The 12,856-nt window shown below is 66.4% G+C and carries 9 protein-coding genes; 5 read left to right on the top strand and 4 right to left on the bottom strand.

What is annotated here, in order from left to right; all coding sequences use genetic code 11:
- Positions 1-7: 7 nt before the first annotated feature.
- Together ligD and ku are read right to left on the bottom strand one after the other, a co-directional pair.
- Positions 8-2,611 (bottom strand): DNA ligase D, encoded by a 2,604-nt coding sequence (gene ligD, locus N511_RS0104000; RefSeq protein ID WP_027678112.1) that lies wholly within the window; start codon positions 2,609-2,611, stop codon positions 8-10.
- 18 nt (positions 2,612-2,629) lie between these two features.
- On the bottom strand, positions 2,630-3,544 hold the full coding sequence (ku, locus tag N511_RS0103995; RefSeq protein WP_027678111.1) for a non-homologous end joining protein Ku: 915 nt from the start codon (positions 3,542-3,544) through the stop codon (positions 2,630-2,632).
- Positions 3,545-3,700: 156 nt separating this feature from the next.
- On the opposite strand from ku, the gene N511_RS0103990 reads away from it, so the two are divergent.
- The 3 genes from N511_RS0103990 to N511_RS0103980 all read left to right on the top strand — a co-directional run bounded on the left by N511_RS0103990 (position 3,701) and on the right by N511_RS0103980 (position 6,321).
- Positions 3,701-4,885: an MFS transporter gene (locus N511_RS0103990; protein ID WP_027678110.1), complete on the top strand. Its 1,185-nt coding sequence runs from the start codon at positions 3,701-3,703 to the stop codon at positions 4,883-4,885.
- Positions 4,886-5,096: 211 nt separating this feature from the next.
- Positions 5,097-5,486 carry a hypothetical protein gene (locus tag N511_RS0103985; protein ID WP_027678109.1) on the top strand — a complete coding sequence of 130 codons (390 nt, stop codon included), beginning with the start codon at positions 5,097-5,099 and terminating at the stop codon, positions 5,484-5,486.
- Between the two features lie 19 nt (positions 5,487-5,505).
- The gene (locus tag N511_RS0103980; RefSeq protein WP_027678108.1) at positions 5,506-6,321 is read left to right on the top strand and encodes a hypothetical protein; all 816 of its coding nucleotides are present in this window, start codon (positions 5,506-5,508) and stop codon (positions 6,319-6,321) included.
- Here the strand turns inward: N511_RS0103980 and N511_RS0103975 are convergent.
- Both N511_RS0103975 and N511_RS0103970 read right to left on the bottom strand, forming a co-directional pair.
- Positions 6,311-7,099 (bottom strand): DUF1045 domain-containing protein, encoded by a 789-nt coding sequence (locus tag N511_RS0103975; protein WP_027678107.1) that lies wholly within the window; start codon positions 7,097-7,099, stop codon positions 6,311-6,313. The genes N511_RS0103980 and N511_RS0103975 overlap by 11 nt on opposite strands.
- An 8-nt stretch (positions 7,100-7,107) precedes the next feature.
- Complete coding sequence (locus tag N511_RS0103970) at positions 7,108-8,283, bottom strand: alpha-D-ribose 1-methylphosphonate 5-triphosphate diphosphatase (protein WP_027678106.1); 1,176 nt, start codon at positions 8,281-8,283, stop codon at positions 7,108-7,110.
- Positions 8,284-8,453: 170 nt separating this feature from the next.
- On the opposite strand from N511_RS0103970, the gene N511_RS0103965 reads away from it, so the two are divergent.
- On the top strand, positions 8,454-11,177 hold the full coding sequence (locus N511_RS0103965) for a sensor domain-containing protein (RefSeq protein ID WP_027678105.1): 2,724 nt from the start codon (positions 8,454-8,456) through the stop codon (positions 11,175-11,177).
- Positions 11,178-11,339: 162 nt separating this feature from the next.
- Positions 11,340-12,752, top strand: a complete 1,413-nt coding sequence (locus N511_RS0103960; RefSeq protein ID WP_027678104.1) for a methyl-accepting chemotaxis protein — start codon at positions 11,340-11,342, stop codon at positions 12,750-12,752.
- The last annotated feature ends 104 nt before the right edge of the window (positions 12,753-12,856 follow it).

Here is a 12,856-nt window from a genome sequence, read left to right as displayed (position 1 = left end):
TGACGGCTCAGTCATTGGCGCCGATGCGCTTGCGCATGTCGGCCGTCACCGATTGGCGCGTGCCGGCATAGTCGGCCCACGGGTCGCCCTTGAGCTTGGCGAGCCGATCCGGCAGCGTGCGCAGCGTCCACTGGGCAGACGACTGCAGCCCTTCGAGTTCGTCATGCCGGATCGGCACCGACACCGGCAACCCCGTCCGCGCGCGCACCGAATAGGCAGCCACCGTGCTCGCGCCGCGGTTGTTACGCAGGTAGTCGATGAAGATTTTTCCCACGCGGTTTTGTGGGCCCATCTTGGCGACAAAGCGGTCGGGGAAGGTCGCGGCCATGTGCTGCACTACGGCTTGTGCGAACGTCTTGAGCGTGTCCCAGCCCGAAGCCTCGCGGCGGGTGAGTGGCACCACCACGTGCATGCCGTGGCCGCCGCTGGTTTTCAGGAAAGCCTTCAGGCCGAGTTCATCCAGCATGGCCAGCATGAGTTGCGTGGCCTCGATCACGCGTGCGAAAGGCAGCGCCGGGTCCGGGTCGATATCGAAGACGATGCGGTCGGGCTGTTCGATGCGGTCGGCCAGCGCATTCCACGTGTGGAACTCCACCGTGCCCATCTGCACTGCGCCGACCAGCGCCTCCGCCGAGTTGATCGCCAGCAGCGACGGATGCCCCGGATCAAGCGACGGGTCCAGCTGCGTGATGCCCTGCAGCTTGAGCGCCGCGGAATGTTTTTGAAAGAAGCGCTCGCCGTCGATGCCATCGGGCGCGCGCACCAGCGACGTCGGCCGGTTGTGCAGATGCGGCAGCATCCACTCCGCCACGCTGGCGTAATAGCGCGCCAGGTCGGCCTTGGTGGTGCCGCTGGCTTTCTCGATCACGCGATCCGGATGCGTGACGTCCACATCGGCGATGCGTTCGGCACCGGGGCGCACCTTGCGTTCGGCAGCATTCACGGCGCGGGTCTCCTTGCGAGCGGCAGCGCTGGGCGGCTTGGCTTGTTCACGCACGATGTTGCGCGCAGGTTTGTCGTCGCGCAAACCTTGGAACACGGCTTGCCGCACGATGCCTTCGCGCGTCCATTCGGCAAAGGCGATTTCGGCTACGCGCTCGGGCTTGACCCATTGCACGTCGCGCGCATCGCTGCCGGTGGGCGGGTTCGCAAAGGGCGGCGTATCGATGGTCAGCCCCGTCAATTCATGATGCAAAGCGTGCAGGCTTGTCTCGTTGAAGCCGGTGCCGACGCGCCCCGCATAGCGCAGCTTGCCCGCGTCGTCATAAACGCCGAGCAGCAACGCGCCGAAGCCGCTGCGGCTGCCCTTGGGTGCGCTGTAGCCGCCGATGACGAACTCCTGCCGCTGCCCGCATTTGAGCTTGATCCACGCCGGGCTGCGGCCAGCGCGGTACGGCGCATCGGCGCGCTTGCCGATCACGCCTTCGAGCGACATGCTGCACGCGGAAGACAGCAAGTCTTCGGGCGCCGCGTTGAACGTGCCTGAGAACAGCACCGCATCGCGGTCGAGATCGCCCGGGGCGGCCTCGAAAATGCGTTGCAGCAGCGCCCGCCGCTCGCGCAACGGCACACCGCGCAAGTCCATGCCGTTGCAGAACGGGATGTCGAACAGGTAGTAGGCAATGTGTTCGGCATGTGCGGTTTCGAAGGCGTTCTGCAGCGCCTGGAAGTCGGGCACGCCACGCTCGCCCATCACTACGACTTCGCCGTCGAGCCACGCCTCTCGCAGGCCCAGCGCCGGCAGCGTGCGCGCCTGACGGGGCAGCTTCGCCGTCCAGTCGCGGCCGTTGCGGCTGAACAGACGCACGGTGTTGCCGTCGATGCGCGCGAGGATGCGGTAGCCGTCGAACTTCACTTCGTAGTCCCACTCGCCCTGCGTGGGCGGCCCATCGACGAGCGTGGCGAGTTGGGGCTCCAGCGTTCTGGGCAACGTGGCGGGCACGGCGCCGGCGGGCGGTTGGACTTGCGCCGGTTTGGAGTGCTCGGCCTTGCCTCCATCGGCTTTGGCCCTTCCTTTGGCCTTGGGTTTCGCGCCGACGTTCTCTCCCGTGATCACGCTCGCGGGCAAGGCCTGCGTCACGTCGTAGTCGCTGGATGGGCGAACCTGATCGTCGCGCTCCTTGATCAGCAGCCACTGTTCTTTCGGATGTCTGCCGGTGCCATGCAAGTGCGTGCGCACCAGCGCCCACGCGCCGTGCAGTTTTTCGCCGTCGAGGTCGAATTTGAGCTTGCCGTCTCGGTACGCCTTGCGCGGATCGCCATGCGGATGCCACGTGCCGCGGTCCCACACGATCACATCGCCACCGCCGTATTGGCCTTCCGGGATGTGGCCTTCGAAATCGGCGTAGTCCAGCGGGTGGTCTTCAACATGCACGGCGAGGCGCTTGTCGGCGGGGTCCAGGCTCGGGCCTTTGGGGACAGCCCAGCTCTTGAGCGTACCGTCGAGTTCGAGCCGGAAGTCGTAATGCAGCCGCGTGGCGTCGTGCTTCTGGATCACGAAGTGCAGGGCGTCGTTGTCACGCCGCTCATCGGCTTTGCGGCGCGCGCCGGCCGGTTCCTGGGTCTGCGTGAAATCGCGCTTGCGGCGGTAGTCGGCGAGATGGCGTGGCATGGCGTCGGCTCCGTCGTGTTATGCGCGCTTGCGTGTGGCGGTCTTGCGCGCCGTCTTGGCGGCGGCCTTGCGCGGTGCACGCTTGCGCGGGGCAGGTTCGTCTTCCGCTTCGTCGTTTGACGCGGCTTTACCCTTGCCGCGCTTGGCAAGGCTCTGGCGCAGCAGGTCGGTCAGGTCGATCACGTTGCCGGAGCGCGGTGCGGCGGTTTCGGCTTCCATCGGCTCGACGGACTCCGTGCGGCCTTCGCGCACCTTGCGATCGACCAGCGTGAGAATGTCGTCGCGGAAGGTGTCGTGATACTCGGCAGGGTCCCACTTGCCGCTCATGTCGTCGATCAGCTTTTCGGCCATGTCGATTTCCTTGGCCGTGAGCTTGGTCGCCTTGGCACCTTCTTCCGGCAAGTCGAGTTCGGACCAGTCGCGCACTTCGTTGGACCATCGCAGCGTATGCAGCACGAGCACGGGCCCCATTGGGATCAGCGCAGCCAGATGCTGCTTGGTGTGCAGCACGACGTTGGCGACACCGATCTTCTGCGAGCGTGTCAACGCCTCGCGCAGCAGCGCGTAGACCTTTTCGCCGCGCCGGTCGGGCGCGAGAAAGTACGGCGTATCGAGATAGAGGAACGGAATCTCCGCCGCATCTACGAAGGTCAGCAAATCGACCGTTTGCGTCGAGACCGGGTTCGCGGCGCGAATGTCCTCGTCGGTGAGGATCACATAGCGGTCTTTCTCGTAGGCATAGCCGCGCACGATCTGCTCGCGCGGCACCTCTTTGCCAGTGGTCTTGTTGATGCGCTTGTAGCCGACGCGGTCCATGGTGCGACGGTCGAGCCAGTCGAAGTCGAGGTCGTCGCTGCGGGTGGCCGGATACAGCGCAACGGGAATATGGACGAGGCCGAAGCTCACGGCGCCCTTCCAGATCACGCGGGGCATGGCAGGTCTCCCGATGCGGTGGATTCGAGCGTGGTGACGCAAGCCGCATACCTGCATGGCGCGGGGCGGCGTCATACGTTCATCAGCAGAGCGCGGTAGCATGAGGCCTTTGCGGCGCGACCCGCTCGCGCTGCGCGCTTTTCCCAGCTGTCCTTCATGTCTTCCGAATACGTTCAATCTGCCGGCGCGCTGCGGCCCCGCCGGCTTCCCCTGTCGGCCCGCGCGGCGACGATGGCTCTCTTTTTCGCCAACGGTGCAACGTTTGCGACGTGGGGCATTCACATTCCGACGGTGAAGGCGCGCTTCGGGCTGTCCGAGGCGTCGCTGTCGTTGGCGATGTTCATGGTGGCGGCCGGCGCCATCGTCGCGATGAAGTTTGCGGGGCAGTGGGCAGCGCGCGTCGGGACGCGGCGCGCGAGCGTGCAGGGCGGCGTGGCATTTGGTGTCATGACCGCGCTCATCATGCTGATGCCGACCTACCCGGCACTGCTGGCGGTGCTGCTGCTGTTTGGCATCACCAACGCCGGCTTCGATGTCGCCATGAATGCGCAAGCGGCCACGGTCGAGGCGAATCATCACAAGCCGATCATTTCCTCGCTGCACGGCATGTTCAGCCTGGGCGGCATGGTGGGTGCGGCGGTGGGTGGCGTGCTGCTGGAACTGGGCGTGCCGCCGGCCGTGCATTGCGGCGGCATGGCGCTCGTCACCATGGCGGCCGCGCTGTGCGCCGGGCCGTTCATGCTGCCGGACCACGTGCATGCTGAAGGCGAATCCGCACATCCGACCACGGGCCGCACACTGTTCGTGCTGGGCGTGCTGGCGTTCTTCGGGCTGGTCGGCGAAGGCGCGATGTACGACTGGACGACCGTGTACATGCGCGAGATCGCACAATCGCCCGAAGCCGTTGCCAGCGCGGGATACGCAGCGTTTTCAGGTGGAATGGCGTTGGCGCGTTTCGGCGGCGACTTTGCACGGGGGCGCTGGGGCAACATGCGTGTGCTCGGCGCCAGTGGCGTGCTGGCCACGGGCGGAATTCTGCTTGCGCTGTTGTGGCCCACACCGATGGCTGTCCTGACAGGCTTTGCGCTGATGGGCGTGGGCGCCGCCAACATGGTGCCCATCTTCTTCATTACCGCGTCGCGCCTCCCCGGTGTGCCGGCCGCCGAAGGCATTGCCGCCGTGGCACGCTTTGCCTACGTGGGCTTGCTGATCGGTCCGGTCATCATCGGCTTGATCGCGCATCGCTCAGACCTGCGCTGGGGCCTGTCGGTGGTGGCGCTCACCATGGCGTTGATTGCGGTGGCTGGGCCCCGGGCGATCCGCCCGCCGGAACGTCGCTGATTGCCCCGCGCTGCAGCACGCATCTGCCCAAAAAATATGCAGTTCCTGTGCGTTGACTTTCCTGTGCGCTTGCCATAGCGTACGACGAGGAGAGGGGGTTTCCCGGCGCCGGCGCCAACGTGCCAGTTGCGCACGGCATCGGGATGCGTTCAAAACGAGGCTGCACCATTGATTTGATCAGCCCAAACGACCCATAGGAAAGGAGCTTCAGATGCCGTACAAACGTCTTACCCTCGTGGCAGCGGTCGCTGTCGTAGCCGCCGTCGGCACCGCGGCCCACGCGCAGACCGACCAAAAGAAGTTCGACCCCTATAGCCAAGGCGCAAAAGTCGGCGATAAGTTTGATCCGTACCAACAGGGTGCGAAGGCCGGCGACAAGTTCGATCCGTATTCGCAAGGCGCCAACAAGAACGACAGCACCGCCAGCGCGCTCAACCCCGGCGCTCAGCCGGCCAATGTGGAGAAGGGCAAGTACGACACGTACACCCAGGGCGCCAAGGCCGGCGAGAAGTTCGATCCGTATAGCCAGGGTGCCAAGGCTGGCGGCAAGTTCGACCCGTACAGCGAGGGCGCCAACAAGAAGGACGCGCCCAAGCAGTAAGCCCGTGCCGATCGGGTTCATGAAGACGCTGATGCATCGCCGGATGCATCGGCGTTTTTCTTTGTGGAACGCCGCCGCGGCTGTGGCGGCGTTTGCGCTGGCGCTACCCGCGCATGCGGCGGGGCTGTGCTCCGCGCCGTGGGTGCATGACGGCAGCCGCGTGCGCCTGGACGGCAACGGCAAGACGCCGATGATCGTCGAGTTCACGCTGCACGATGTCAATCGCGACATGCAGGACGGCTGCGAAATCGGCCTGCACATCTACGCCAAATCGGGCCTCGTGGCGCTGGGCGGCCGCCCCATCGAGACGGTCCAGGAGCACCAACTGCTGGTGGACGAAGCCGGCGTGGTCACGCGCATTGTCAGCATCAATGGCCGCGTATTTGCGCAAAGCGAACATGCCGATCTGGTCGGCACCGTCAGCACCGCCATCTCGGGCATGTTCCTGTACGGCGCGGGTCTGGCGCCCGAAGCGCAGATGCTGCCCGGCGATACGTACGAATCCAGTTTCGATTTCGATGTGGTGTCGCCGCGGCTTGGGATTTCGGTCGGGCGGATGCGGGCCGAGCGCGCCAAGGTGGAGGTGTCGGAGCGCGAGGTCGGGCCCCCGCAGCCGATGAACACCGTGGTTGGACAGTTGCAGTGCCGGCCGATCCGCTACACGCGCACGGCCCGCCTCGGGGTGCTGCGGCTGGGCAATGAAACGCTCGAGCCCGATCCCACCGTGGCGCACATCACCGACTGGTATTGCCCCGAAGCGGCGGTCGTGATGCGCCAGGAGGTTGAGCAGCACGGCCAGACGCAGGTGATCGACGTGGTCGAACTCAAGCGTTAGGTGTGCCCTGCGCAGTGCCGAAGTCTTCCGTGCTGCCGTCAAACCGGTACACACGCGCCACGTTGAACGGCGCTTCCGGCGCAGCCTGCGCAAACAATGCAATGTGGTCGACCGGCATGGCGGCGGGCAGCACCACGCGCGTGGCCTCCAGCGCCCGATAGCAGGCAAGCTGCTCGGCAGGGTCGAGTCGGCCCGTCAGCGTGATGTGGAACGTGAACGTGCCAAACACATACGGATAGCCCCAGCGCTGCAGGTGACGCTCCTGCGCATCCGACAAGCCGACGCGACGGCGGCGCGCGAGTTCTGCGGGCGGTGGCGGTGCGCGGAAGCCGTCGAATTCGCTGACGCACGCATCGGCGAATGCGTGGAGCGTGTCGCGGGCAGGATCGCCATGACGCAGCCGCCAGGCCAGGAAGCCGCGCAGTGTCTGCAGGGCCGGCTCGATGGTGAAGGCGTGCTGCTGCAGTGCAAAACGGCGCAGCGCGGTGTCCAGTTCATCGACCGTGCGATCGCCCGCCAAGCGGAACGGCGGTTTGAACGTAGCGTGCAGGCCGTACTGGCGCGGCGCTTCCGTCCAGCGGTCGAGCGTGGCAAGGTCGATGCCGGCTTCGCGCACAAATGCCTCGCGCTGATCCGCTGAGATGGCGGTGTTGGTGCGCGCGCAGCGGCCGAGCCAGCGTGTGCCGAGCCCGTACCAGGGCTCGGGCGGCAGCAGGTAGAGCGCGTATCGCCAGGCGGGCGGTGTAGACGACGATAAGGGTGCCGGCGCCTGCTCCATGGCGTGGCTCAGCCGATCAGCGGCAACTGTCCGGCGGCATGGCGTAGCCGGCCGCCGACCACGGCCGCGACCACGCGCGGCAGGCCTGGGCGGCGATCATCCACCACGATGGCGTCGGCGCGCAGGCCGGTCGCGAGCGTGCCGCGATCCGTCAGGCCCGCGGCCTCGGCGGGATTGGCTGCCACCAGCGCCCAGGCCTCGTGCAGCGGCACCACGCCGCGCTCGGCCAGCTTGAACGGCGCGGCCAGCAGCGCCGGGTAGTAATAGTCCGAAGCCAGCACGGTACCCAGACCCGCCGCCACCATGGCCGCCGCATTGGGTGCGCCGTTGTGGCTGCCGCCGCGCACCACGTTGGGCGCTCCGAAGACGGTATGTCCGCCATGCGCGCGCGCTGCCCGCGCAACCTCCTCGGTCAACGGAAATTCCGTGACGGTGCAGCCGTGCGCGTGGAACGTGTTGCGCGTGGCGATGTCGGGTTCATCGTGTGAAGCCATGCAGATGCCGCGTTGCTGCGCCGCACGCGCGAGCGTGCCAGTCACCTCGGCGAGCTTCGTCGCGTTGGCCGCGGCCCCATTCAAACGCGCGAGGAATGTGTCGATGTCGCACTCGGCGCGATCGGCGTACTGTGCGAGCTTGCGCGCGTCGCCCAGCTTTTCGCGCATCATCGGCAGGTGATCGTTGAACGACAGGAAGTGCACGCGGCCGGCGTCCATCCAGGCCAGCGCGTCGGCAACGCCATCGGCGTGGTGCAGTTCGAAGCGCAGATGCATCAGGTGCTGCGCGCCCAGGTGCGGGCGCATCGCATCAAGGGTGTCCAGCATGCGCAGCGCATAGGCGCGGCCGCGCAGGCCGCCTTCCCACGAATACGTCACGCCGTGGAACTCGGTGGTGATGCCGTTGGCAAGCAATTGGCCGTCAACATCGGCCAGGGCGGTCTCGTAGGGAAAGGCCACACCGGGGCGCGGCATGACGGCGCGTTCGAAGGCGTCGCCGTGCAGGTCGACGATGCCGGGCAGGACGAGCAGGTCTCCGCAGTCGATCATGCTGGGCGTCGGGTTGGCGTCACACGCGTCGATATGCCCGTCGCGAAATTGCACGGCGGCTTCCGCCAGCCCATCGGCCAGAAGGGTACGTCGCGAAAACAGGCCAGCCACGTGGCCGACGGAAGACGAAAACGATTGCATAAGGCAAAGGTGCGAACAGTTGCGCAAGAACGCCGTGCGGGCATTGTGCCGCAACTGGCGTGCCGCTTATCCGCACATCGGCCATTTGCCCCACCCTGAAGTGGGGAAAGGCAGCCAAACGCCTTAACTTTCCCGACACGTTGGTCGATATCTTGAAAAACAACCCAGATATGGACGCCACCTCTGCTGAGCGGCCTGACCGTCCCGAACCGGAAGTAATCGACCAGGACAGCCCCAGGCCGTTGCCGCTCGCTGATGACCGTTACGAGGCACTTGTCCGGCAAATGCCGGACGCGCTGTACATCGTGGCGGACGACATTATCGTTTTCGTCAACGAGGCGGGCGTTCGGCTGTTTGGGGCGCAGTCCGCGCGCGATATCGTCGGCCACGAGCTGGACGAGTTCGTGCACGACAACTCGATGCACCTCGCGCGGCAGCGCCGCGAGTGGATGGTCGCGCACGGAGCAGGCTTGCCGCCCGTCGAGCAGACCTTGCTGCGTTGCGATGGCACGCCCGTGGAAGTCGAGGTGCTTTCCGCCCCGGTGCAGCTTGGCTGGCGCACCGCCATCCAGGTGGTGGCACGCGACATCACCCAGCGCAAGCAGGCCGAACAGGCCCTGCGCGAATCCGAAGCCAATTACCGGGCGCTGGCCGCTGAAACCGCGCGCGCCAAGGAACTGCTGCGCTGCGAAAAGACCGTGCTCGAACTCAGTTCGCGCAACGTCCCGCTGCCGGACTTGCTGGCCGAGGTCTGCCGGCTCGTCGAGGCACTGCTCGACGACGGCGCCATGTGCTCGGTCCTGCTGAGCAGCGATGGCGAACACATTACGCAGGCCGTGGCGCCGTCGCTGCCCTTCATGCTCTCGCAGGTGCTGGTGGGAATCGCGATCGGCCCTGCGGTCGGTTCGTGCGGCACGGCCATGTTCCTGAACAAGACCGTGGTGGTGGAAGACATCGACGCCGACCCGCTCTGGGACGGCTACCGCGACATCGTCGCGCCGCTGGGCCTGCGCGCGTGCTGGTCGACGCCCATCCGTGGCGACAACGCGCAGATGATCGGCGCGATGGGCATCTACTACGACACCCCGCGTGCGCCCACGCGCGACGCCATGGGGCTGCTCGACGGCATTACCGACATCATCGGCGTGGCGGTGCAGAAGGCCCATATCGCGCGCGATCTGCAGGAGAGCGAAGAGCGCTACCGCCTGGCCGTCGACAACCTGACCGAAGGCATCGTCGTGCAGGCGGCCGACGGCACCATCCTCGCGTGCAACCCGAGCGCGCGGCGCATTCTCCGGGCAGGCAACCTGTCGCCCGTGGGCACCAGCCACCTGGCGCTGATGCGGCGCTCGTTGCGCGAAGACGGCAGCGAGATCCCGCTCAACGAGCGCCCCACGCGCGTGGTGTTGACGACCGGCCGTCCGCTGCTTGGCTTGACCGTCGGCCTGGAACTGGTGGACGGCGATGTGGTGTGGGTGCATGAGAACGTGCTGCCCATCGTGCGCCCCGGCGACGATGCGCCCTCCGCCGTGCTGATCTCGTTCAACGACATCGGGCCGGCACGTGCTGCACAGCAGCAGCTCACGTTCCTTGCGCAGCGTGATGCGCTCACCGGGTTGTACAACCGCGCGTATTTCTCGCAGCGCATGCAGGCGGTGATGGAGCAGGCCGCCAGCCAGGCCGGCGAGGCACGCCAGGTCGCTGTTTTGTTCCTGGACCTGGACGGCTTCAAGAAAGTGAACGACACGGCCGGCCACGAAGCGGGTGACCACCTGCTGCGCATCGTCGCGCAACGCCTGTCGGCCTGCGTGCGCCAGAGCGATACGCTGGCACGCCTCGGCGGCGACGAGTTCGTCGTGCTGCTCGACAACGTGCGCTCGTTGGGCGAGGCGGAGCGCCTGGCCAAGCGCATCGTCCATTCGATCGCGCAGCCGTTTTCGACGGGCGGCACCGAGTACTACCTGGGCGCGTCGATCGGCATTGCGGTGTACCCGGAACACGGCAACGACGCCGCCACGCTGCTGCGCTGTGCCGATGCCGCCATGTACAACGCCAAGCAGAACGGTCGCAACCAGCATCGCGTGTACACCGCGCGCCTGTCGCAGCGCGCGCAGCGGCGCTTCCAGCTGGAGTACCACCTGCGCCGTGCCCTGGCGGCGGGCGAGCTGTCGCTGCGCTTCCAGCCCATCGTCGACGCCACATCGATGGACATCGTAGGTGCTGAAGTGCTGCTGCGCTGGCACAGCACCGAGCTGGGCGAGGTGTCGCCCGCCGAGTTCATCCCGGTGGCAGAAGACGCCGGGCTCATCGGCGACATTGGTGAATGGGTGCTGGCGCAGGCGTGTCATCAGGCCGCGCACTGGCGCGCCACGTGCATGCCGGATTTCTTCGTCGCCGTGAACCTGTCGCCGCGCCAGTTTGGCGAGGGGTTGGTGCCGACCATCTCGCGCTGCCTGGCCGAGGCCGGTCTGCCCGCGAGCGCGCTGGAGATGGAGATTACCGAAGGCTTGCTCATGCGCGACACCGCTGCGGTGATGCCGGTGCTCGATGCGCTCACGGCACTGGGCATCCGCATCTCGATCGATGATTTCGGCACGGGGTATTCGTCGCTGTCGTACCTGCAGCGCTTCCCGATCGACAACCTGAAAGTGGATCGCTCGTTCGTCTCGGGCATTCCGCGCCACCGCGATTCGGTGGTGATTTCGCGCGCCATCGTCGCCATGGCCGCATCGCTCGACATGACGGTCACCGCCGAGGGTGTCGAGACGCTGGAGCAGGCCGAGTTCCTGCAGGCCGCCGGGTGCGACAAGTTGCAGGGCTTCCTGTTTGGCCCGCCCATGACGGCCGGCGCCTACGAGGCGCGGCTGCGCCGCAACCGCCCCGCGCAGGCCTAGGCCTCGGCCTCGTGGCGCGCAAAGCGCCTGTAATGCCTGCGTAAGTCAGTGCGGTTAGCGTCGCTCAAGCGCGCATTCACCCGTGCCGATACACCCCGTAGAGGGCCGCTTCGCCATTCGTGCGAAGGCGCACACACCAACGACAACCGGAGACAACCGCACGTGAAGCCATTCGCCTGGGGCCGCGGCCCGAAAGCCTCCCCCGACCTTGTTGCCCGCATTGCCGAAGAGGCTGGCCGCGTCGGCATGGGCATCTGTGAAGTCTCCGGCAACGTGGAAGACGTCGCCGTGCGCCTGCGCCGGCAGGCCAGCGTGTTCGACCAGTTGCGCAACGCCGCCGATGTGACCATGCGTGGCAACCACGACATCGCTGTCGCCGCGCGGCATGCGCGCGAAGTCGCATCGCATGCCAGCGAAGAGGTGAGCGGGTCGCGCGCAACGGTCGACGCATCGCTGCGCGACATTCGCGAGCTGGCCGTGGGCGTGGCGAGCATGGAGCAGCAGATTGCTGCACTGCGTGAAGCGCTGATCCAGGTGGCGCAGGCGTCCGAACAGATTTCGCAGATTGCCAAGCAGACCAATCTGCTGGCGATCAACGCGGCCATTGAAGCTGCCCGTGCGGGGGAATCGGGTCGCAGCTTTGCCGTGGTGGCGGGTGCGGTGAAGCAGCTCGCCGGGCAGACCGCCGAAGCGACGCAGCGGATCGAAACCACCTTGGCCGATTTGTCCGGCCAGACCGACAAGCTGATCGGCGACAGCAGCGCCAACGTGGCGCGCGCGCAGCGCGTGGATGCCGGCACACAGGCGATTGGTGCGGTGATTGGCGTGGCGGGCGAGGCGATCGCGCGCTTCGATGTCGAGGCGACGAGCATTGCGGAATCCACTGCGGCCATCGAAGACGAATGTGCCTCGCTTGCGCGTGAGGTGGATGCCATGGCCGAGGGCGTGAAGCAATCGAGCCTCAACATCGACAACGCACAGCGGCAGCTCTCGGGGTTGCTGGGCGCGTCGGAAACGTTGATCCGGTTGACGGCTTCAACCGGTGTGCAGAGTGCCGATACGCCGTTCATCGAAGCGGTGCAAGCGGCGGCCGGCAAGATCAGCGCGTTGTTCGAATCGGCGCTGGCGCGCGGCGATATCAGCGAAGGCGATTTGTTTGATCGCGCCTATGTGCCCGTGCCGAATACCGACCCGCCGCAGCATATGGCGCGGTTCACGGCGTTCACGGACCGTGTGTTGCCTGCGGTGCAGGAACCGCTGCTCCAGTTGGATCCGCGCGTGGTGTTCTGTGCGGCGGTCGATACCAATGGCTATCTGCCGACGCACAACCTGAAGTTCTCGCAGCCGCAGGGCAGCGACCCGGTCTGGAATGCGGCCAACAGCCGGAACCGCCGGCTGTTCACCGATCGCACGGGGCTGGGGGCGGCGCGCAATACCGAGGCGTTCCTGTTGCAGACCTATCGTCGCGATATGGGGAACGGGACGTTCGCGATGATGAAGGATGTGTCGGCGCCGATTTACGTCAGGGGCCGCCACTGGGGTGGGTTCCGGATGGGCTACAAGGTGGCCGGTTAAGGTTCGTGACGGTGGGGGTGGGGTTTGGGACCTTGCTGGCGGGGTTTTTTTGTTGATGGTGCATCCCTGGTTTCGTCCCCTGGCGGGGCCGACTTACTTTCTTT

It is taken from the genome of Ralstonia sp. UNC404CL21Col (assembly GCF_000620465.1).
Lineage (GTDB): Bacteria > Pseudomonadota > Gammaproteobacteria > Burkholderiales > Burkholderiaceae > Ralstonia > Ralstonia flatus.
Note: the sequence above shows the minus strand (reverse complement) of the source record. Positions and strands in the feature narration are given on the sequence as shown.